The following is a 21,546-nucleotide window of genomic DNA, read 5'->3' as shown; positions in this document are numbered from 1 at the left end:
GCTAGGAATTCGGCTGCTCGCCGCGCTCCTCGACCGACGCCGACCTGCCGTTGGACTGGCTCAGAGTGTCGCCCAGCTGCCTGACGAGCAGTTCGCTGAGGTCGGCGAGTTGCGCAGTCTGTTCGGCGTCGAGACCATCGAATACCAACTGCCGCACCGCATCCAGATAACCGGGCGCGGCCTCGACGACCTTCGAGTAGCCATCGTCGGTGAGCACCGCCTGCACGCCGCGGCGGCCGGTGGTTGCTGACCGCTGCGCCCAGCCCATTCGCTCCAGCTTCGACACCACATGGGAGAGTCGCGATAGCGATGCATTTGCTTTGTGGGCAAGCTCACTCATCTGCAGCCGGTGGCCGGGCTCCTCGGATAACAGCGTGAGCACCCAGTATTCGAAATGCGTCACCCCGGATTCGCGCTGCAGGTGGGTATCCAAAGCGCCTGGTAGACGTGTCATCAGCGCTACGATCGCGCGCCAAGCTCGTTGTTCGTCCGGGTTGAGCCACTTCGTCACTGGGTGCCTTCTTTCGAGCCAAGTGACGTCTTATTGTTAGCGAACCTAGCGATTAACGAAAAGCATGTTCACGGTCACTCGCGTGAATGAGTTTGCCACGACTTCGCTCGACCGTCATGGACTTGGTTCGCGACGTGAGGTCACTCACAGAGCCGGATGGCGTGTCGGCGAGGTGTCCTAGGTGACTGTCGGCGTTTGCGGAGTGGCGGCGGGCGGCGTCGGTGCCGCCTGCTTGCCGGGATGCCTGCGCCGCCACCATCGACGGCTGATCAGGGCCGACGCGGCGAGGAAAAACGCGACCGCCACGATGGCGCCGACCAGTGACGCGCCACGGAATGCGGGTGCGTCGACGTCCAGAATTCGTTGGCCGGCATGAGCGGCGCTACTTCCGCCGAGCACGATCGACAGTGTCATCAGATTCGGAATCGCGATGATCACCGCAAGCAACGCGGCAGCACCCGCGATGAATTTTCCGGCTCGCCGCTTCCAGATCAGTGCAGCGAACAACAGCAGGAACAGCGGGATGGCGGTGCCGAGCAAGCCGTACACGAGCCCCCACCCGATGCCCTTGCTGAAACTGCCGCTCACCAGCTCGGCGATGCGCTGCGCCCACCAGCGTGGAATGAACGCCGCCAGAATGAAGTAGGCGATGATCAGTGCAGCGATGACCGCCAGTGCGCCGATGATCCGGGTGCGCCACGTGGCCAGCGTGGATTTCTGCCCGTCCGGCCGAACCTCGCTCGAAGTCATGAAACCAGCGTATGCCGGGCAACCAGGAGATCAACGGCGATAGACCTGGCGTTTTCCGCGGTGGTTACCGCGCGTTCGCGAACAGGGCTACTGCAGAGCGCGCTCGCGCAGGAACTTCAGCGCCTCGTCCGCGTGTACATCGGACCGCAACTCGCCGGTGATCACCTTGGCGACCTTGCGATCCCGGTCGATCACGAAAGTCTGCCGCTTGACCGGTGCGAGCTTGCCGAGCAGCCCGCGCTTCACCCCGAACGCCGAGGCGACCTTGCCGTCGGCATCGGATAGCAAGGGGTATCCGAGGTTCTGCTTGGAGGCGAATCCGGCCTGGGTATCGACGCCGTCGGTGCTGATGCCGACGCACGATGCGCCCAGCGCCGTGAATTCGGCGGACAGATCGCGGAAGTGGCACGCCTCCGCCGTGCAGATCGGCGTATTCGCGGCGGGGTAGAAGAACAGCACCAGCGGACCGTTCGCGAGCAGCGCATCGAGCGAACGCGGGGTGCCGGATTGATCGGGAAGCTCGAATTCGGGAGCGAGCTGACCTGTCTGCATAGTGGGGACAGTACCGGGCGCGAGGTCGGTTTGCCGCCCCCGCGCTCGGTTCCGGTCACGCCGGAGACCGGAATGACGGGTTCTTATCGCGACTAAGCGCCGATGAGAGCGGCGACCTCGGGATTTTTGATCTCCATGACATCGAGAATTCCGTGCGCGCGCAGGAGCGGCCTGAGTTCCCTGATCCGGTCGCTGTGGGTGGCGTATTCATCCGGAAAGTGGTGCTTGTCCAGGGCTTCCAGCGCCTTCACGTAGGTGACGAAGGAGGCTAGGGCGTTGACTTGGTTGGAACTCGGTGATCCGCCCATCGAATGCAGGCCGACCATCCGCGGGGGTTGACCGAGCAGGCCGGAGCCGGCGGCGCGCCGCCCGTCCGGCGCACCAGGTTGCGAGGGGTACATCAGTTGTCTCCTCCCGAAATGGATACCGCGTATGAGATCGAACGGGGCGAGTGTAGTGACGGCTGTCACCAGCGCCCGCAGCACATCGGAACCGGACAGTCGGTTCAGGAGGATGGGACGCGCCGACAAGGCTGTCGGTGCCGCCTGGGATGATGGACACATGCCTGGCGCGTCCACTCCCACCACCACGACCCGCGAACAGTTCCACCAACTGGCCGCGGAGCATCGGGTGGTCCCCGTGACCCGAAAGGTGCTGGCGGACTCCGAAACTCCGCTGTCGGCGTACCGCAAGTTGGCCGCCGATCGGGCCGGTACCTTCCTGTTCGAGTCCGCAGAAACCGGGCGGTCCTGGTCGCGCTGGTCGTTCATCGGCGCGGGCAGCCCGTCCGCGCTGACGGTTGTCGACGGTGAAGCGGCCTGGCTCGGGCACACCCCGGTGGACGCGCCCTCCGGTGGCGATCCGCTGGTTGCGCTGCGCGAAACCCTGCAGTTGCTGCAGACTGAGCGGTTGCCCGGCTTGCCCCCGCTGACCGGCGGCATGGTCGGCTATCTCGGCTACGACGCGGTGCGCCGGATCGAGCGGCTGCCCACCCTCGCCGCCGACGATCTGCGGCTGCCCGAGATGGTGCTGATGCTCGCCACCGATCTCGCGGCCTTCGATCACCACGAGGGTGCGATCACGCTCATCGCCAATGCGGTCAACTGGAACGGCACCGCCGAACGGGTCGACGAGGCCTATGACGATGCGGTGGCCCGGCTGGACCGGATGACCGCCGCGCTGGCCGCCTCCTCGGAGTCGACGGTGTCGGTCTTCGATCAGCCCGACCCGGAGTACATCCGCCGCCGTACCACCGAAGAATTCGGTGCAGGCGTGCGCCGCCTGGTCAAGGAGATCGAGGCGGGCGAGGCCTTCCAGGTGGTGCTCTCGCAGCGTTTCGAAATGGATTACGACGGCGCGCCTTTGGACCTCTACCGGATGCTGCGCGCCTCCAATCCGAGCCCGTACATGTACCTGATCCACATCCCGGACGGCGACGGCGGCACGGCATTCTCCATCGTCGGCTCCAGCCCGGAATCGCTGGTGACCGTGAAGGAGGGTGTGGCGACGACACATCCGATCGCGGGCACCCGGTGGCGCGGCGCCACCGAGGAAGACGATCTGCTGCTGGAGAAGGGGCTGCTGGCCGACGAGAAGGAGAACGCCGAGCATCTGATGCTCGTCGACCTCGGCCGCAACGATCTGGGCCGGGTCTGCCAGCCGGGGACGGTGCGGGTCACCGAGTATCGGCATATCGAGCGCTACAGCCACGTCATGCATCTGGTCTCGACGGTCTCCGGCCGCCTCGCACCGGGCAAGATCGCGCTGGACGCGGTCAATGCCTGCTTCCCCGCGGGCACGCTGTCCGGTGCGCCGAAGGTGCGCGCGATGGAACTCATCGAGGAACTCGAGCCCACCCGCCGCGGCGTCTACGGCGGTGTCGTCGGCTATCTCGACTTCGCAGGTGATGCGGATACCGCGATCGCCATCCGCACCGCACTGCTGAAGGACGGCACCGCGTATGTGCAGGCGGGTGCCGGTATCGTCGCGGATTCGGATCCGGACTACGAGGATGTCGAATCCCGCAACAAGGCAATGGCGGTGTTGCGGGCGGTGGCGGCCGCGAAAACCGTTCGTGCGTATAGCGCACCTGCGGACGGCGGCGTGGAATGACCGATTCGGAACCCGCCGATACCGATCCGACCACGCCAGCGGACACACAGACCCCGAAGCGTAGGTATCCGGTCGGCGCCATCGTCCTGCTCGCCGTCGCCGCTGCGGCGCTGTGGGGCTCCTCCCGGATGACGTGGGTGACTGTCTCGTCCACCGACGGCCTGACCGAACCGCGCACCGACAAACTGAACGGCGGTGTCTGGTTCGGTGCGCTCACTCCGTTGGCCCTGGTGCTGCTGGCCGCCATCGCCGCGGTGCTGGCGACTCGCGGTTGGCTGCGACGCATGTTCGGCGTCCTGATCGGTTTGGTCGCCGCGGTGACGGCCGTTCCGGCCTTCGCTCTGCTGACCAGATCCGGCGCGACCGCGGCCCGTGCCGCCACCCTGGCGGAGCTGCCCGGCCGCGCAACGGTCACCGAGGTGGTCACTTCCCAGTTCCCGGCAGTACTTTCGCTGCTGGGAGCGCTGGCGGCCTTCGTGGCCGGTGTCCTGCTGGCCCGGATGCCCGAGGACGCCGGCCGCCTGTCCGGCAAGTACGACAATCCGGTCTTCCGCAGGGCTGCCGCCACCGAACAGGTGACGCGTCAGCGCACCGACGAGGCGGCCGGCGATACGGGTCAGCTCTCCGAGCGCGTGCTCTGGGATGCGCTGGACGCGGGGACCGACCCGACCGAGGAAGCGAGTCGGCCCGCTCCGGCGGCCGACGATTCCGCCGATCATGATCAGGGGAAACAAGGGCATCGAGGTGTCTGAGCAGGTGACTACAAACCCCGGCGCAGTTGCGCCACAAGCAGCCATTTATTCTTTGTCAGCATCGGTGAGACAGCGCCTGGGGGGATTCTCAGGCAGCAAGTCCGTCTCCCCAGAAAGGATTCGAGCCAGATGACGGTACTCGACTCGATTCTCGACGGGGTCCGCGCGGATGTGGCCGCTCGGGAAGCCCTTCTGGACTTCCAGGCGATCAAGGCGGCCGCGGCCGCGGTTCCCGCGCCGCTGGACGCCCGCGCCGCGCTCCTCGAAGACGGCATCGGCGTCATTGCCGAGGTCAAGCGGGCCAGCCCCTCCAAGGGGGAACTCGCGGATATCCCGGACCCGGCGAGTCTGGCCAAGTCCTACGAGGACGGCGGAGCGCGCATCATCAGCGTGCTCACCGAGGGCCGTCGCTTCCACGGGTCGCTCGACGATCTGGACGCGGTCCGCGCCACTGTGCACATCCCGATCCTGCGCAAGGATTTCGTCGTCGGGCCCTACCAGATCCACGAGGCCCGTGCGCACGGCGCCGACGTCATCCTGCTCATCGTGGCCGCCCTGGAACAGGACGTGCTGAGCTCGCTGATCGACCGCACCGAATCGCTCGGCATGACCGCCCTGGTCGAGGTGCATACCGAGGAAGAGGCCGACCGCGCCCTCGAAGCCGGCGCCTCCGTCATCGGCGTGAACGCCCGCAACCTCAAGACCCTCGAAGTCGATCGCGATGTCTTCGCGCGCATCGCGCCCGGCCTGCCCACCGAGGTCATCCGCATCGCCGAATCCGGTATCCGCGGCACCGCAGATCTGCTGGCCTATGCCGGTGCCGGCGCGGATGCCGTGCTCGTCGGCGAGGGGCTGGTCACCAGTGGCGACCCGCGCGCGGCCGTCTCCGAACTGGTGACCGCGGGCACCCATCCGTCCTGCCCGAAGCCCGCGCGGCGGGGTCGGTGACGACGGTGGCGACACTGCCCAAGGCTTCCGACGGTATCCACGAGCGCAGCGACCACGAGCCGGATCCGGGCGGCCACTTCGGCGTCTACGGCGGCAGGCATGTGCCCGAGGCGCTGATGGCGGTGATCGAGGAGGTCACCGCCGAGTACGAGAAGTGTCGCCTCGATCCTGCCTTCCTGGACGAACTGGACCGGCTGCAGCGCGACTACACCGGTCGCCCGTCGCCGATCTTCGAATGCCGGCGGCTCGCCGAGCACGCCGGTGGTGCGCGCATCATTCTCAAGCGCGAGGATCTGAACCACACCGGTTCGCACAAGATCAATAACGTGCTCGGCCAGGCATTGCTCGCCCAGCGCATGGGCAAGTCCCGGGTCATCGCGGAGACCGGCGCAGGTCAGCACGGCGTCGCCACCGCGACGGCATGCGCACTGCTCGGCCTCGAATGCGTCGTCTATATGGGTGCGGTCGATACCGCCCGCCAAGCGCTGAATGTGGCCCGCATGCGGCTGCTCGGCGCCGAGGTGATCTCGGTGCGGACCGGTTCGCAGACCCTCAAGGACGCGATCAACGAGGCGCTGCGCGACTGGGTCACCAATGCCGACGCGACCTATTACTGCTTCGGTACCGCCGCGGGCCCGCATCCGTTCCCGATGATGGTGCGCGATCTCCAGCGCATCGTCGGGCTGGAGGCCCGCGCCCAGGTGCAGGCGCTCACCGGGCGGCTGCCCGATGCGGTCACGGCCTGCGTCGGCGGCGGCTCCAACGCCATCGGCATCTTCCATCCCTTCATCGACGATCCCGGCGTGCGGCTGATCGGTTACGAGGCGGCCGGTGACGGCGTCGAAACCGGAAGACACGCCGCGACTTTCACCGGTGGCACCCCCGGCGCGTTCCAGGGCGCGTACTCGTATCTGCTGCAGGACGAGGACGGCCAGACCATCGAATCGCATTCGATCTCGGCCGGTTTGGACTATCCGGGCGTCGGTCCGGAACACGCCTACCTCAAGGACATCGGTCGCGCCGAATACCAGCCGATCACCGATGTCGAGGCAATGGACGCGCTGCTGCTGCTCAGCCGCGCCGAGGGCATCATCCCGGCGATCGAATCCGCGCATGCGGTGGCCGGTGCGATGAAACTGGGCAAGGAACTCGGTAAGGGCGCGATCATCCTGGTGAACCTGTCCGGGCGCGGCGACAAGGATATGGACACGGCGGCACGATGGTTCGGCCTGTTCGACGACCACGCCGCTGACAAGGAGAGCCACCAGTGAGTCAGCAGTCCTGCCTTGCGACCACCTTCGCCGCCTGTCGCGCGGAGGGCCGCGCCGCGCTGATCGGCTACCTGCCCGCGGGCTATCCGGATCTGGCCGGTTCGATCGAGGTGTGCCGCACCATGGTCGAATCCGGTTGCGACATTGTCGAAGTCGGCGTCGCCTACTCCGATCCGGTGATGGACGGACCGACCATCCAGGCCGCCGCCGATCAGGCGCTGCGCGGCGGTGTCCGGGTGCGCGACGTGTTCTCGGTGGTCGAGGCAATCACCGCGGCGGGCGGTAAGGCCGTCGTGATGAGTTACTGGAATCCGGTGCTGCAGTACGGCGTCGACCGTTTCTCGCGCGATCTGGCCGCCGCGGGCGGGTCCGGCATCATCACCCCCAACCTCATCCCGGAAGAGGCCGACAGCTGGTTCGCCGCCTCGGCCGCACACGATCTGGACCGCATCTTCCTGGTCGCGCCGTCGTCCACCGAGGAGCGTCTGGTCAAGACGCTGGAGGCCAGCCGCGGCTTCGTCTACGCGGCCTCGACCATGGGTGTCACCGGCGCCCGAGATGTGGTCTCGTCCGCGGCTCCGGCACTGTGTGCGCGCATCCGCGCCCACTCCGATATCCCGATCGGTGTCGGCCTCGGCGTGCGCAACGGTGTGCAGGCGGCCGAAATCGCCTCCTACGCAGACGGAGTCATCGTCGGCTCGGCACTCGTGACAGCCGCGGCCCAGGGACTCGACGCGGTACGCACCCTCACGGCCGAACTGGCCGAGGGTGTTCGTTCCGCGACCGTCGCCTCCTAGGCGCCGCAAGAGGGCACGCCGACCGCGAATCTCGCGATGTGGCCGTGCTCCGCTACGGTTGGGGCCGTGACCTTACGAGTCCTCGCAGACAGCGTCCTGAGCAACGGTGCCGTCACCGCTGATGTGCTGGCCTACATTCCTAGCCCGTCCCAGGGCGTTTGGCATATCGGTCCATTCCCGCTACGGGCCTACGCCCTGTGCATCATCGCCGGCATCGTCGTCGCCATCTGGTGGGGTGAGCGGCGCTGGCAGGCACGCGGCGGGCAGAAGGGCGCGATTCTCGATGTCGCGATGTTCGCGGTGCCATTCGGTCTGGTCGGCGGGCGGCTGTATCACGTTGCCACCGACTGGCAGAAGTATTTCGGCGCCGACGGTCATCCGATCGATGCGCTGAAGATCTACCAGGGTGGCCTCGGCATCTGGGGTGCGGTCTTCCTCGGCGGTGTCGGCGCCTGGATCGGCTGCCGGGTCTACCGAATTCCATTGCCTGCATTGGGCGATGCGATCGCGCCGCCGATTCTGCTGGCCCAGGCCATCGGCCGGCTCGGCAATTACTTCAACCAGGAGCTCTACGGCCGCAAGACCGATCTGCCGTGGGGTCTGGAGATCTACCTGCGCTTCGACGATCAGGGCAAGCTCGACATGATGAACGGCGCCTCCACGGGCATCGTCGACAAGGTCGTGCAGCCGACCTTCCTGTACGAGATGATCTGGAACCTGCTGATCGTGGTGCTGCTGGTACAGATCGACAAGCGCTACCGCATCGGGCACGGCCGCCTGTTCGCGCTCTACGTCGCCGGGTACTGCCTCGGCCGATTCTTCGTCGAACTGCTGCGTGACGACGAGGCGACCAAGATCGCGGGTATCCGCATCAACTCGTTCACCTCGGCACTCGTATTCCTCGCCGCCGTCGCCTATTTCGTCTTCGCGACCAAGGGCAGGGAGACCGCCGATCAACTGCAACCGTCGACGGTCTCGCGGCCGTGGCCGTGGCAGATCGGGGCCCTCCGGGCGGCGGGCGCCGAATCCGAGGCCGCGTCGAAGGCGGCCGCGGTGGCCGAAGCAGCGCCGCCGAAGCACAGTGCCGAGATCTCGGATCCGACAAAATCGGAGAACTCCGGCAACGAACCGGATTCCGCCGGCGATAACTCAACGGAGTCCGAAACCTCGGACGCCGAGCAGGGCAAGGTCGATACCTCGAAAAAGGACGGCTGATCCCATAACGACTTGGGCCACCCGTCGGTGCACCGAGTAGACACGTGAACGCGTGTCCGCGACGATACCTTCGGGCGCCCAATTGCCCGGCAAAAATACGCGGGGAGGCGGGTGAGCGCCCGTCGAAATGCACGAATGATGGAGGACATTTAGTGACCGACCCCTACCAGAATCAGCCAGGCTTCGGCGGCCCCCAGTACGGTCCGCCCGGGACGGGGCCGGACCTGAACAAGCAGCCCGATGCACCGGGGCAGCAGTACCCGTCGGATCCGTACAATCAGCAGCCGCCGCAGTACGGTCAGCCGCAGTACGGTCAGCCGCAGTACGGCCAGCCCGATCCCTACGGTCAGCAGCCGGGCGGCTACCCGCCCGCGCCGTACCAGGGCGGCGGCTACAACCCGAACGATCCGGAAGCGCCCTATGGTCGCGATCCGTTCGGCGTGCCGTTCTCGGATAAGCAGAAGCTGACCGCGGGTCTGTTACAGATCTTCCTCGGCGGCTTCGGTATCGGCCGTTTCTACACCGGCCACACCGGCATCGCGATCGCTCAGATTGCGGTCACCTGGTTGACCTGTGGTTTCGGTGGCATCTGGCCGCTGATCGACGGCATCATGATGCTGACCGGCAAGGTGCCCGACAGCCTCGGGCGGCCATTGCGCGACTGACCGCCGCGAACAATCTACCGACGGGCCCCGTCGCATCGGATGACGATGTGACGGGGCCCGTCGCCATTTTCGGCAGGCTGTGCGAGGATTCGGCGCACCGTGATCGCAATACTGTCGGTCGGTATCTTCCTGGCGTAGCCTGAGCCGGGTTTTTGTGTCGAGAGAGGGACTTCCGTGCGCCGCAAGCTATTCGCCGCCGCCATGCTCGCCATCGTCGCAGCCACCGGGCTCACCGCCTGCGGCAGCAGCAGCGATCCGAACGTGCTGAAGGTCGGCACCGAAGGCACCTACTCGCCCTTCAGCTATCAGGGCTCCGACGGCAAGCTCACCGGCTACGACATCGAGGTGATCCAGGCGGTCGGGGACAAGATCGGCAAGAAGATCGAGTTCGTGCAGACGCCGTGGGACGCGATCTTCGCCGGTCTCGAGTCCAAGCGCTTCGACCTGGTCGCCAACCAGGTGTCGATCACCGACGAGCGCAAGGCCAAGTACGCCCTGTCGCAGTCCTACACCACCTCCGAGGGCGTGATCCTCACCCGCGCGGACAGCAACAACATCACTTCGCTCGCGGACCTGAACGGCAAGACCAGCGCGCAGTCGGCGACCAGTAACTGGGCCAAGGTCGCCCAGGGCGCGGGTGCGAAGGTCGAGGCGGTTGAGGGCTTCGTGCAGGCGGTCCAGTTGCTGAAGACCGGCCGCGTCGACGCGACCGTCAACGACAGCCTGGTCGCGCTCGACTACATCAAGAAGAACGGCGCCACCGGCGTCAAGATCGCCGCCAAGGCCGGTGAGGTCAGCAACCAGGCGTTCGCCGCCCGCAAGGACGACGCGCTGATCGGCCAGGTGAACACCGCGCTGGACCAGTTGCGCGCGGACGGCACGCTGGCCAAGATCTCGGAAAAGTACTTCGGCACCGACGTCAGCAAATAGCCGTCCGTGGATCCCGCAACCAGGGAGCTGATCTGGCACAACCTGTGGCCGATGCTGCAGGCCACGATCGACAAGACCATCCCGCTCACCGCCATCAGCTTCGTCATCGGTCTGGTCATCGCGTTGTTCGTGGCGCTGGCGCGGATGTCACCGCTGTGGTTCCTCTCGGCGCCCGCCAGGTTCTACATCTCGATCATTCGGGGCACGCCGCTGCTGGTGCAGCTGTTCATCGTGTTCTATGCGCTGCCGCAGTTCGATATCGTCATCGACCCGTTCCCGGCGGCGGTGATCGCCTTCAGCCTCAATGTCGGCGGTTACGCCGCCGAGGTGGTGCGCGCCGCCATCCTGAGCGTCGCGGAAGGGCAGTGGGAGGCGGCCAAGGCGCTCGGCATGTCGTATGCGCAGGAGTTGCGGCTGATCATCCTGCCGCAGGCCGCGCGCATCGCGGTGCCGCCGCTGTCCAACACCCTCATCTCTCTGGTGAAGGACACCTCGCTGGCCTCGACCATTCTGGTGACCGAACTCCTGCGCACCGCGCAGCTTGCCGCCGCACCGACCTTCGACTTCTTCGCCCTGTACGGCGTCGCCGCGTTGTATTACTGGGCGATCTGTCTGGTCCTCGGCTTCGGCCAGACCCGTCTGGAAACTCGGCTGTCCCGCCATGTCGCCCGCTGACGAGGCCCGTTTGTACTTTCCGCTAAGCCTTCGTACATATTTTTCACCTAGCTTTCACCGAGGCCACAGCAGGCTAGGGGCACTACACGGGACTAGGCTCTACTCGTGATGCGACGGACGAAGATTGTGTGCACTCTCGGCCCAGCGACCGCTACCGAGGAACGTATTCGGGAACTCGTCGAGAGCGGCATGGATGTGGCGCGGCTGAATTTCAGCCATGGCGAGCACTCCGACCATGCCGAGAACTACAAGAAGGTGCGGCAGGCCTCGGACCATGTCGGCCGGGCGGTCGGCATTCTCGCCGACCTGCAGGGACCGAAGATCCGGCTGGGCCGCTTCACAGAGGGCAAGACCGTATGGGCCAACGGTGAAGAGGTCCGCATAACCGTCGACGAGATCGATGGCACCCACGATCGCGTCTCCACTACCTACAAAGAGCTGGCCAAGGACGCTAAACCGGGCGACCGCCTGCTCATCGACGACGGCAAGGTCGGCGTCACGGTCACTCGGGTCGAGGGCAACGATGTCGTCTGCCGGGTGACCGAGGGCGGACCGGTCAGCAACAACAAAGGTGTCTCGCTGCCGGGTATGGACGTCTCCGTGCCCGCGCTGTCGGAGAAGGACATCGACGACCTCGAATTCGCGCTCAAGCTCGGCGTGGACTTCATCGCGCTGTCCTTCGTGCGTTCACCCTCGGATGTCGAGCTGGTGCACGACGTGATGGACCGGGTCGGCCGCCGCGTTCCGGTGATCGGCAAGTTGGAGAAGCCCGAGGCCATCGACAATCTCGAGGCCATCGTGCTGGCCTTCGACGCGGTCATGGTCGCCCGCGGTGACCTCGGCGTCGAACTGCCGCTCGAGCAGGTGCCGATCGTGCAGAAGCGGGCCATCCAGATGGCTCGCGAGAATGCCAAGCCGGTCATCGTAGCGACCCAGATGCTGGAGTCGATGATCGAGAACTCCCGCCCGACCCGCGCCGAGGCCTCCGATGTGGCCAATGCGGTGCTCGACGGCGCCGATGCGGTGATGCTGTCGGGTGAGACCTCGGTCGGCGCGTATCCGATCGAGACGGTTCGCACCATGGCACGCATCGTGCATGCGGTGGAGACCGAATCCACCCGGGTGCCGCCGCTGACTCACGTGCCGCGCACCAAGCGCGGTGTGATCTCCTACGCCGCCCGCGATATCGGCGAGCGGCTCAATGCCAAGGCGCTGGTCGCCTTCACCCAGTCCGGCGATACGGTTCGCCGGCTGGCGCGTCTGCACACCCCGCTGCCGTTGCTGGCGTTCACCCCCCTTCCCGAAGTGCGCAGCCAGCTGTCGCTCACCTGGGGCACCGAAACCTTCATCGTCCCGACGGTGAACAGCACCGATGCGATGATCCACCAGGTGGATGTAGCACTTCTGTCCATGGAGCGATACCAAAAAGGTGATCTGGTGGTAATCGTGGCAGGCTCCCCGCCCGGTACTGTCGGCTCCACCAATCTGATCCATGTGCACCGTATCGGTGAGGAGGACCATTAGCCGTGAGTGCTTCGCTAGGTGGTGCTGTCGGTCTTCGGGCCGCAGCGGATACCGACCTCGGCGTGCTGCTCGGACTGCTCGATCTGGAACAGGTCGACGAGGATGTCTTCGTCGGCCAGCATCCGGAGAAGGTCTGGAGCCGTACGTTCGGCGGTCAGCTGGTTTCGCAGGCGATCATGGCGGCGGGACGGACGGTCGATGGCGACCGTCCGTTGCACGCCGTCAACGCGCATTTCGTGCGTGGTGGCGATGTGAAGAAGCCGATCGAATATCAGGTCGACCGCCACCGCGACGGGCGCTCGCTGGCCAACCGCACGGTCACCGCGACCCAGGACGGTCAGGAGCTGTTCGTCATGCTCGCCGCGTTCCAGGATTGGGGCAAGGGGCTCGAGCACGCGCACGCCCAGCCGGAGGTACCGGATCCGGAGACGCTGCCGCGCGTCGAGGAGAGCTTCGCAGGCTTGGAAGACAAGCTGGAGATGTTCGTCAAGGCGCCGCACCCGATCGATATGCGCTACACCAATGATCCGGCCTGGATCCTGAAGGGCACGGGGGAGCGGCTCAATCACAACCGCGTGTGGATGCGGGCCGATGGCAGGCTGCCCGACGATCCGCTGATTCACGTTGCGACGCTTGGCTATTCGTCCGACACCACGGTGCTCGATTCGATCATCACCACGCACGGCCTTTCCTGGGGTCTGGACCGCATCGTGGCCGCGACGATCAACCATTCGATCTGGTTCCACCGCCCGTTCCGCTTCGACGATTGGGCGCTCTACGCCACCGAATCCCCGGTGGCCGCTGGTTCGCGTGGCCTGGCCACGGGCCGATTCTTCTCCCGCAGCGGCGAATTGCTCGCCACCACGGTCCAGGAAGGCATTATCCGCCACTTCCCGGCGCGGCGCTGATACTGCGAAACCGAGCGCAAATCATAGGGATTCGCGCTCGGTTTCGAAGTCGAAGCTGTCGCGGCGCTGCACTCTGATGGTCCGCGGGATCTCCGGATCCATTGGGCAGCTTGCGGTTTCCAACATCAGGCGCTTCTCCAGCGCGCTCAGGCTCGGTGTGGTCAGATCGCGCGGCGCACCGACCAGGCTGAGTGCGATCTCGTAGGTGCGTCTGGCGCCCTGTTCTTGGCCGGGATGCTCTACCCGCCACTGGGTTTCGAGTAGTAGGTGTTCCGGTGCGTCGGGCTCGACCGGCAGTGTGAAGCGCCAGGCGAAGACATCGCGGTCCTGGAGGTGGTCGTCCACCACCTCCCGCACCGAATCGACGACGCGATCGAGGGTTTCCGGTGTCACATAAACATGGAGCGAAACATCCGAAATTCGTTTCGGCATGTCTGATTCCTGTCGTGTGTCGAACCATCAACGGCGGAAGTTATTCCGCGCGCGAGTGTAATCCCTTTACCCGCTAATTGGACACCGGGCCCTGCGTGTCACCGGATCCGCTGGGCGGCAAGGAAGGCGGCCAGCGGCGCGGGACGCGCTCCGGGGGCCACCACGAGGCCGGGGCGTTCGTCCTCGTCCGGCCTTTGCTGCTCGTGCGGCGCCAACGCCAGCAGCAGTGGCACCAATGCCTCGGCGATGCGGTCGCCCACCTCGCAGAACGCGGCCTCCGACAGTCCGACCGGGTCGGCGATATTCTCCCGGCCGACGAGTGCGAGGTCGTGGCGGGCGCTGTCCAGATCGGCGATCGTCTCGGCGCCGGTGACCTTGGCGATGCGATGCGCCTCCAAGAGGGTGAAGGTGCGCGATCCGGCGCCGAACGCCATCTGCGCCGCCTGATCCCGGATCTGCTCGGTCATGGCGAGCACCAGATCCGCGCGGTCGATCAGCTCCGGCTTGAGTTTGCGTGCCCGGAAATGGTCGGCGCCCGCGCCGAGCCCCTCGATCGTCCGCGCGGCGAGCGGTTCGATCGGAAAGCCAACCAGCGCACGGGTTCCCGCACTCTCCGCGGTGAGCCCGGGCAGGTTGTATTCGACCGCTACGGCGCGGGTTAGCCGCTCGGCGATTACCGAACGGCAGACATTGCCGTTGCAGACGAACAGGACGTGCATGCGGATACGGTAGGCCGAGCACGGGCCGACCAGAAGGCTGTCGAGATCGAATCACAGCCCGCGGAACATATATTCATCTGCTGGTCAAGTGCCGTACACGAAGTACGCCCCGGTATTCGGATAGACGCTCGATACGCGTTGCCGCTAGGTGGTCGATCGGTAATCGAGGTCTGGGCGTCCTGCTGAAAGTACCCGGCGCGCGCGGTTTCAACCATCACAGTATTGCCACGGTTGGGGATCGGATTTACTCGGACTCCCCACGGTAGTAAGTGGATTCGGCGACGACCGGCGCCGTCTTGTCCGCTTCCCCGTGCACCCGCCCCCGGGTCGTGAACATCCGGCCGCGCGAAGCCACGACGGGTGCGAACCGCGGCAGGCCGGAGGCGCCTTCCATATCGTCGTACATCGCGTCGATACCGCCGCGCATGAAGTAGGCCTCGTGCCAGAACCCGGTCCCGCCGGAGTCGCGCAGGAACTTCTGCCACCAATCCCGATGCGGCGCAGAGCGTGTCCACCGTTCCAGTGAATCCAGATCCCGCCAATACTGCCGCGCTCCCCAATGCGGCGGAAACAGCGCCCAGATCACGTCCTCGTGCAACAGCAGCCCGTCCGGCCGATCCTTGTGCGACCGATACAGTTTCGGGCCCAGACCGAGCAATCGCAGGATCCCGCGAGGCTTGCGCACGCGCATCCCGAGATAGATGACGACCAGATCCGGATACCCGGACAGATCGACAGTGGTCCTGTTCACCCGCATCGAGGCACCTCCGCATCGGGCCGCCCACTGCAAACCCTACGCCCGAACTACGAGACAGCCCGCGCCCTAGTTCGATCGCCGCCCGGGCGGACCTCAGTAAGACGGCCCATGCTCTCCAAGAGCATGGGCCGCATACCAGCTGGTGCCGATTGTGGGACTCGAACCCACACGTCCTTTCGGACAACGGTTTTTGAGACCGTCGCGTCTGCCAGTTCCGCCAAATCGGCGCACCGGTGGAAAAGCATAGCGGGTCACTGTCGAAAATCACGAATGGGCTGGGTCAGAAGTGATCGACGCCCGGTTTGCGCAGGGTATATGGGTTGTATGTGGAACTGAAAGGTACTCTTTACATCACTCGACGGCGATAGTGGGCGTTGGACCGGTGCCCGGACCGCGGCCACTCGTTCGCGTGTCGGGGACACGGCATCGGAACCAGAGGGGTCTACCTATGAGCAACACAGCAGGGGGCGCCGGCACGAAGCGGGACGCCGGGGCGAAGCGGGTCGTCGTCGCGGAAGACGAAGCGCTCATCCGCATGGATCTGGTGGAGATGCTGACCGAAGAGGGCTATCAGGTTGTCGGTGAGGCGGGCGACGGCCAGCAGGCGGTGGATCTGGCGGTGGAGCATCGGCCGGATCTGGTCATCATGGATGTGAAGATGCCGCGCCGCGACGGTATCGATGCCGCGGCCGAGATCGCGTCGAAACGCGTTGCGCCGGTTGTGATTTTGACCGCATTCAGTCAGCGCGATCTGGTCGAGCGGGCCCGCGACGCCGGTGCGATGGCGTATCTGGTCAAGCCGTTCACGAAGTCGGATCTGGTGCCTGCCATCGAATTGGCGGCCAGCCGCTTCCATGAGATCACCGCGCTGGAGAGCGAGGTCGCCAATCTGGCCGACCGCCTCGAGACGCGCAAGCTGGTCGAGCGGGCCAAGGGCGTGCTCATGCAGACCCAGGGATTATCGGAGCCGCAGGCATTCAAGTGGATTCAGCGTACGGCGATGGACCGCCGCACTACCATGAAGGCGGTAGCCGAGGTCGTGCTGGAAAATCTGGCCCCGAAGTAGGCCCGTCCTTGCGCCTCGGCGGTACAACGCCGGAAATTTTACTTTCCGGAAACCCGATCGCGATGAAAAATTCGAAACGAAGTCGATCGGATGATCCGAATGTGATGCGGAGCTAACGTACCAACGCTATGTTCTGACCGGGCTGACGTGGTCGGCCTCCTCGGAGGAGAGCCCGGGGGAGCACAGGACGTAGAGGTGAAACGTGCTTAGTTCGACATGGCGCAGTCGTTCGATGCGGGGTGCATTGGCCATCGGTGCCGCCGCCGCGCTCGTGCTGACAGGGTGTAGCGATAAATCGACCGACGGTGGTTCGGGCACCTCCGGCACCAGTGGCGCGGGCGGTCTGACGATCCAGCCGGTCATGCAGATCGACGCCAACGGCAAGCAGGTGCCGAAGTCGGACAGCGCCTCGGCCGCCGACCCCGCAGGCGACGGTAAGGCCACCTGCCCCGCGGGCACCGCGATCGCCATGGCGGGTGCGCTCACCGGTCCGGACGCGGCCCTCGGCATCAATATCGTCGACGGCGTGAAGCTTGCACTGGACAAGCACAACAAGGCCAACCCGGGCTGCAAGATCGAGCTCAAGCAGTTCGACACCGAGGGCGACCCGCAGAAGGCCACCCAGGTCATCCCGCAGATCGTCAACGACAAGTCGATCATCGGCCTGGTCGGTCCGGCGTTCTCCGGTGAGACCAAGGCGACCGGCAAGATCCTCAGCGACGCCGGCCTGGTCTCGACGACCGCCTCGGCCACCAATGAGACGCTGACCCAGAACGGTTGGACCAGCTTCTTCCGCGGCCTGGCCAATGACGGCGTGCAGGGTCCGTCGGTCGGCAAGTACCTGGTCAACACCGCGGGCTACAAGAAGGTCTGCGTCATCCAGGACAACACCGACTACGGCACCGGTCTGGCCAAGACGATCATCGAGGGCCTCGGTTCGGCCAACGACGCGTCCTGCAACGCCAGCATCAAGAAGGGCGACAAGGACTTCTCCGCCACGGTCACCAAGATCGCGAGCGCCGCGCCGGACGCCGTCTTCTACTCCGGCTACTACTCCGAGGGCGCCCCGCTGGCCCAGCAGCTGAAGTCCGGTGGCGTCAAGGCGGTCTTCGTCTCCGCCGACGGCACCAACGATCCGCAGTTCGTCGCCCAGGCCGGTAGCTCGGCCAAGGGTGCGGTGCTGTCCTGCCCGTGTGGTCCGGCGCCGGATAAGTTCACCGCGGACTACAAGGCACTCAATGGCGCCGAGCCGGGCGTGTACTCGGTCGAGGGCTACGATCTGACCACGATCTTGGCCAAGGGCATCGACGGCGGCAAGCTGACCCGTCCGGACCTGCTGGAATACGTGCGCTCCTATGACGGCCCCGGTCTTGCGCGTCAGTACAAGTGGAACCCGACCGGTGAACTGTCCAACGCGCTGATCTGGATCTACGAGGTCAAGTAGCCCTAGACAATCCGCACGGCGGCACGTACAGGGGTTCGTGGAATCCCCGTACGTGCCGCCGTGTCGGGTGGGCGAATGAATGAGGGCAAAAGACGAATGACATCAACGGCATTGGCCGGTGCAGCACAACTCGCCGGCTCGATCGACTTCAACTACCACGGAGTGATCGATAACTTCTGGCGACTGACCGTCGACGGGGTGACCTACGGCTCAATCTATGCCTTGGTCGCCGTGGGCTATACCCTGGTCTACGGCGTATTGCGGCTGATCAATTTCGCCCATTCGGAAATATTCATGCTCGGCATGTTCGGTCAATTGGTCGGGCTCATGCTGTTCGGATTCGTGGCGAATCCCGATGTGTACACCCAGGGCATCATCCTGACGGTCACCTATCTCGCGTTGGCGATGATCATCGGCATGCTGGTATCCGGTGGCGCCGCGGTCGGATTGGAGCGTGTGGCCTATCGGCCATTGCGCAAACGCGGGGCCAAACCGCTCAGCTTCCTCATCACGGCGATCGGTATGTCGTTCGTGATCCAGGAATTCGTGCACTTCATCCTGCCGAAGATCAATCCCAAACTCGGCGGCACCAACGCGCAGCAGCCGATCAAACTGGTCGAGCCGAGCGTGCAGTTCAGCTTCTTCGGCGCCGAGGTCGACAACATCAAACTTCTGATCGTCCTCGCGGCGATCGCGCTGGCGATCGTGACCGAGGTGCTGATCAACCGGACCAAATTCGGGCGCGGCATCCGTGCCGTCGCCCAGGATCCCGATACCGCGACGCTGATGGGCGTTTCGCGGGAGCGGGTCATCATGTTGACCTTCTTCATCGGCGGTGTACTCGCCGGTGCGGCCGCGCTGCTGTACGCGATCAAGATCCCGCAGGGCATCATCTACTCCGGCGGATTCATCCTGGGCATCAAGGCATTCAGCGCCGCGGTACTTGGCGGCATCGGCAATCTGCGCGGCGCATTGCTCGGCGGCATCCTGCTCGGTGTGGTGGAACAGTACGGCCAGTCGCTGCTCGGGTCGGAGTGGCGCGATGTCGTCGCGTTCGTCGTGCTGGTGCTGGTGCTGATGGTGCGCCCGACCGGCATCCTCGGTGAGAGTCTCGGGAGGGCCCGCGCATGACCGACTCGACCAAAACCCCGGACTCGGTACCCGAGACGACCAAGGCGGCCTCGCCCAAACACGGTGTCGGAGACGCGATTCGGACCTGGTGGGACGGCTTGAGCCGCCCCGCGCAATGGGGTGTCGGCGTGCCGATCCTCATTCTGCTCGCACTGCTTCCGCTGTTCCCGCCGCCGCTGCTGGATACCCCCGGCTACAACTTCGGTCTGGTCATGGCGCAGGTCGCGATGTACGCACTGATCGCCATCGGCCTGAATGTCGTTGTCGGGCAGGCGGGTCTGCTCGACCTCGGCTATGTCGGCTTCTACGCCATCGGCGCGTATACGGTCGGCCTGCTCACCAGTCCGAACAGTCCGTGGAATCAGACCGACGGTGGCTGGCTGAATCCGACCTGGGCCTGGATGGCCTGTCTGCCGATCGCGGTCGCGGTGACGGCCATCTCGGGCATCATCCTCGGCACCCCGACACTGCGGCTGCGCGGTGACTATCTGGCGATCGTGACCCTCGGCTTCGGTGAGATCGTGCGGCTGCTCGCCGACAATCTCTCCGATATCACCAATGGCAGCCTGGGTTTGTCCGGTGTCGCCTTCCCGCATATCGGCGAATCCGCCAGCAAGCCGGAGGGTGTGTTCTCCGGCGGTAACAGCGGCAATGCCGACAGCGCGAATCTGCTCGACCGAGCCAGTTACGGCACGTGGTGGTACTGGTTCGCGATGGTGCTCGTGATCATCGTGCTGCTGATCGTCGGCAATCTGGAACGCAGCCGGGTCGGCCGCGCCTGGGTGGCCATTCGCGAGGACGAGGACGCCGCCGAGATCATGGGCGTGCCGACCTTCAAATTCAAGCTGTGGGCCTTCCTGATCGGCGCAGCCGTCGGCGGCATGTCCGGTGCGATCTACGCCGGTCAGGTGCAGTTCATCAATCCGACCGGGTTCAACATCATCAACTCGATGCTGTTCCTGTGCGCGGTCGTCATCGGCGGTCAGGGCAATAAGCTCGGAGTCATCTTCGGCGCGTTCATCATTGCCTATCTGCCCGCGCGGCTGCAGTCGGTGAAATTGGTGAGCAACGAATCCACCGGGTACATCCTGTTGGCCATCGACGTGCTGGTCTTCGTCGGGTTGGTCCTCGTGTGGAGGTACAAGGGCGACAGTCTGAGTGCGTGGCCGCGGCGCGGCTGCATCCTCGGCATGGTGGTCACCGGCGTCTTGGGTGCACTGTTGCTCGGCAGCGTGCTGCTGTTCCGGGTCGGCGGTGCGCAGTCCCTCGGTGACCTCAAGTACATGTACTTCGGAATTACCTTGGTGGTCATGATGATTCTGCGGCCACAGGGTCTGTTCCCGGTGCGGCAGAAGCTGCTGACCTTCGGCAGGCAGGTGTATCAGGCCGTGCGCAAACCGGGTGAGCGTGAATTGATCGGAGCGCGACGATGACCGGGCCAGGCGCGGGTGACGCCCTGTTCGACAACGAAGATATGGCCGCCGGTTACGCGGCCCCGCCCGAGGTCGAGAGCGCGGGCGAGGTCGATGTCACCGCCGTGATCCCGGTGCTCGCCGATGCCGAGGTGGTCGCGGATGTGGTTGCGCCGCACCGCGATATCGAGACCGCGGTGGGTGCGCCGCTGCTGCGCACCGATGAGCTCACGGTGCAGTTCGGCGGTCTGACCGCATTGGACAAGGTCAGTTTCGAGATTCGCCGCGGTGAAATCCTCGGACTGATCGGACCGAATGGCGCGGGCAAGACCACCTGCTTCAACGCCATTACCGGTGTCTACAAACCGGCCTCGGGTCTGGTGTATTTCGATGGCAAACCGCTGACGAAAACCAAGCGCAATGAGATCACCCGGCTCGGAATTGCCCGCACCTTCCAGAATGTGCGGCTCTTCGGCGAGATGACCGCGCTGGAGAATGTGGTGGTCGGCACCGACGCCAGGCATAAGACCTCGGTACCCGGTGCGATCTTCCGCACCCCGCGGCATCGCAGCGAGGAGAAGGACGCGATCGAGCGCGGCATGGCCCTGCTCGAATTCGTCGGAATCGCGCCGCGTGCGGTGGAGAAGGCGCGCAATCTCTCCTACGGCGATCAGCGCCGATTGGAGATCGCCCGCGCGCTGGCCACCGAACCGAAACTGCTCTGCCTGGACGAACCCGCCGCCGGGTTCAATCCGAGCGAGAAATCGGCGCTGATGGATCTGATCCGCAAGATCCGCGACGACGGGTTCACCGTGCTGTTGATCGAGCACGATATGCGCCTGGTCATGGGTGTCACGGACCGGATCGTGGTGCTGGAGTTCGGTCGCAAGATCGCCGATGGGCTGCCCGCGGACATCCGCGACAACCCGGATGTGATCGCGGCGTATCTGGGTGTGCCGGATGCCGAGGCCGCGG

The 21,546-nt window shown here is 65.3% G+C and carries 22 protein-coding genes, 1 tRNA gene and 1 pseudogene; 16 read left to right on the top strand and 8 right to left on the bottom strand.

The genetic code is table 11. From position 1 onward, the window contains the following. Position 1 precedes the first annotated feature (1 nt). From ACZ60G_RS42505 to ACZ60G_RS42490, 4 genes are all read right to left on the bottom strand, one after another. The gene (locus ACZ60G_RS42505; protein ID WP_465817861.1) at positions 2–454 is read right to left on the bottom strand and encodes a MarR family winged helix-turn-helix transcriptional regulator; all 453 of its coding nucleotides are present in this window, start codon (positions 452–454) and stop codon (positions 2–4) included. Positions 455–688: 234 nt separating this feature from the next. Next, complete coding sequence (locus ACZ60G_RS42500; RefSeq protein WP_465817859.1) at positions 689–1,261, bottom strand: permease; 573 nt, start codon at positions 1,259–1,261, stop codon at positions 689–691. An 87-nt stretch (positions 1,262–1,348) separates the two neighbouring features. Beyond that, positions 1,349–1,813 (bottom strand): peroxiredoxin, encoded by a 465-nt coding sequence (locus tag ACZ60G_RS42495; protein WP_063044176.1) that lies wholly within the window; start codon positions 1,811–1,813, stop codon positions 1,349–1,351. Positions 1,814–1,905: 92 nt separating this feature from the next. Then, positions 1,906–2,214, bottom strand: a complete 309-nt coding sequence (locus tag ACZ60G_RS42490) for a hypothetical protein (protein WP_465817857.1) — start codon at positions 2,212–2,214, stop codon at positions 1,906–1,908. 160 nt (positions 2,215–2,374) lie between these two features. Here ACZ60G_RS42490 and ACZ60G_RS42485 point away from each other — a divergent pair, with 160 nt between their 5' ends. The 11 genes from ACZ60G_RS42485 (at position 2,375) to ACZ60G_RS42435 (ending at position 13,610) form a co-directional block, all read left to right on the top strand. Beyond that, positions 2,375–3,925: an anthranilate synthase component I gene (locus ACZ60G_RS42485; RefSeq protein ID WP_465817855.1), complete on the top strand. Its 1,551-nt coding sequence runs from the start codon at positions 2,375–2,377 to the stop codon at positions 3,923–3,925. Next, a complete protein-coding gene (locus ACZ60G_RS42480) occupies positions 3,922–4,677 on the top strand; it encodes a TIGR02234 family membrane protein (protein WP_465817853.1) in 756 nt (251 codons plus the stop codon). Before ACZ60G_RS42485 ends, ACZ60G_RS42480 begins: the two co-directional genes overlap by 4 nt. Positions 4,678–4,806: 129 nt before the next feature. Next, complete coding sequence (gene trpC / locus ACZ60G_RS42475) at positions 4,807–5,625, top strand: indole-3-glycerol phosphate synthase TrpC (protein ID WP_063044178.1); 819 nt, start codon at positions 4,807–4,809, stop codon at positions 5,623–5,625. Next, the gene (trpB, locus tag ACZ60G_RS42470; RefSeq protein WP_465817852.1) at positions 5,622–6,896 is read left to right on the top strand and encodes a tryptophan synthase subunit beta; all 1,275 of its coding nucleotides are present in this window, start codon (positions 5,622–5,624) and stop codon (positions 6,894–6,896) included. Before trpC ends, trpB begins: the two co-directional genes overlap by 4 nt. Beyond that, positions 6,893–7,693 (top strand): tryptophan synthase subunit alpha, encoded by an 801-nt coding sequence (trpA, locus tag ACZ60G_RS42465; protein ID WP_465817850.1) that lies wholly within the window; start codon positions 6,893–6,895, stop codon positions 7,691–7,693. The genes trpB and trpA overlap by 4 nt, the downstream gene beginning before the upstream one ends. Before the next feature lie 66 nt (positions 7,694–7,759). Beyond that, on the top strand, positions 7,760–8,908 hold the full coding sequence (gene lgt, locus ACZ60G_RS42460; protein ID WP_465817848.1) for a prolipoprotein diacylglyceryl transferase: 1,149 nt from the start codon (positions 7,760–7,762) through the stop codon (positions 8,906–8,908). 152 nt (positions 8,909–9,060) lie between these two features. Next, entirely contained in the window at positions 9,061–9,573 is a 513-nt protein-coding gene (locus ACZ60G_RS42455; RefSeq protein ID WP_465817846.1) for a TM2 domain-containing protein, read from the top strand. 174 nt (positions 9,574–9,747) lie between these two features. After that, on the top strand, positions 9,748–10,503 hold the full coding sequence (locus ACZ60G_RS42450; RefSeq protein WP_465817844.1) for an amino acid ABC transporter substrate-binding protein: 756 nt from the start codon (positions 9,748–9,750) through the stop codon (positions 10,501–10,503). A gap of 6 nt (positions 10,504–10,509) precedes the next feature. Further along, positions 10,510–11,178 carry an amino acid ABC transporter permease gene (locus ACZ60G_RS42445; RefSeq protein WP_465817842.1) on the top strand — a complete coding sequence of 223 codons (669 nt, stop codon included), beginning with the start codon at positions 10,510–10,512 and terminating at the stop codon, positions 11,176–11,178. A gap of 105 nt (positions 11,179–11,283) precedes the next feature. Further along, on the top strand, positions 11,284–12,702 hold the full coding sequence (gene pyk / locus ACZ60G_RS42440) for a pyruvate kinase (protein ID WP_465817841.1): 1,419 nt from the start codon (positions 11,284–11,286) through the stop codon (positions 12,700–12,702). 2 nt (positions 12,703–12,704) lie between these two features. Further along, positions 12,705–13,610, top strand: a complete 906-nt coding sequence (locus ACZ60G_RS42435) for an acyl-CoA thioesterase (protein ID WP_465817839.1) — start codon at positions 12,705–12,707, stop codon at positions 13,608–13,610. Positions 13,611–13,631: 21 nt separating this feature from the next. On the opposite strand, the gene ACZ60G_RS42430 is transcribed toward ACZ60G_RS42435, so the two are convergent. From ACZ60G_RS42430 to ACZ60G_RS42415, 4 genes are all read right to left on the bottom strand, one after another. Next, the gene (locus ACZ60G_RS42430; RefSeq protein WP_465817837.1) at positions 13,632–14,042 is read right to left on the bottom strand and encodes a hypothetical protein; all 411 of its coding nucleotides are present in this window, start codon (positions 14,040–14,042) and stop codon (positions 13,632–13,634) included. Positions 14,043–14,140: 98 nt separating this feature from the next. Continuing rightward, complete coding sequence (locus ACZ60G_RS42425; protein ID WP_465817836.1) at positions 14,141–14,761, bottom strand: arsenate reductase/protein-tyrosine-phosphatase family protein; 621 nt, start codon at positions 14,759–14,761, stop codon at positions 14,141–14,143. Positions 14,762–15,005: 244 nt separating this feature from the next. Next, positions 15,006–15,518 carry a monooxygenase family protein gene (locus tag ACZ60G_RS42420; protein ID WP_465817834.1) on the bottom strand — a complete coding sequence of 171 codons (513 nt, stop codon included), beginning with the start codon at positions 15,516–15,518 and terminating at the stop codon, positions 15,006–15,008. A gap of 140 nt (positions 15,519–15,658) precedes the next feature. Then, a tRNA-Leu gene (locus ACZ60G_RS42415) sits at positions 15,659–15,745 on the bottom strand. Between the two features lie 221 nt (positions 15,746–15,966). Between ACZ60G_RS42415 and ACZ60G_RS42410 the strand changes: the two genes are divergently transcribed. The 5 genes and pseudogenes from ACZ60G_RS42410 to ACZ60G_RS42390 all read left to right on the top strand — a co-directional run. Beyond that, positions 15,967–16,584, top strand: coding sequence for an ANTAR domain-containing response regulator (locus ACZ60G_RS42410; RefSeq protein WP_040688928.1), 618 nt, complete (start codon positions 15,967–15,969; stop codon positions 16,582–16,584). Between the two features lie 232 nt (positions 16,585–16,816). Then, positions 16,817–18,028, top strand: coding sequence for a branched-chain amino acid ABC transporter substrate-binding protein (locus ACZ60G_RS42405; protein ID WP_465817832.1), 1,212 nt, complete (start codon positions 16,817–16,819; stop codon positions 18,026–18,028). Between the two features lie 96 nt (positions 18,029–18,124). Then, positions 18,125–19,159 carry a branched-chain amino acid ABC transporter permease gene (locus ACZ60G_RS42400; protein ID WP_433598522.1) on the top strand — a complete coding sequence of 345 codons (1,035 nt, stop codon included), beginning with the start codon at positions 18,125–18,127 and terminating at the stop codon, positions 19,157–19,159. Beyond that, positions 19,156–20,592 (top strand): branched-chain amino acid ABC transporter permease, encoded by a 1,437-nt coding sequence (locus ACZ60G_RS42395; protein WP_465817829.1) that lies wholly within the window; start codon positions 19,156–19,158, stop codon positions 20,590–20,592. The genes ACZ60G_RS42400 and ACZ60G_RS42395 overlap by 4 nt, the downstream gene beginning before the upstream one ends. Continuing rightward, a pseudogene (locus ACZ60G_RS42390) lies at positions 20,589–21,545 on the top strand (ABC transporter ATP-binding protein); the annotation flags it as partial. The gene ACZ60G_RS42395 and the pseudogene ACZ60G_RS42390, both read left to right, overlap by 4 nt. Position 21,546: the final 1 nt, after the last annotated feature.

The sequence above is a fragment of the Nocardia sp. NPDC102475 genome (assembly GCF_055584605.1).
Note: the sequence above shows the minus strand (reverse complement) of the source record. Positions and strands in the feature narration are given on the sequence as shown.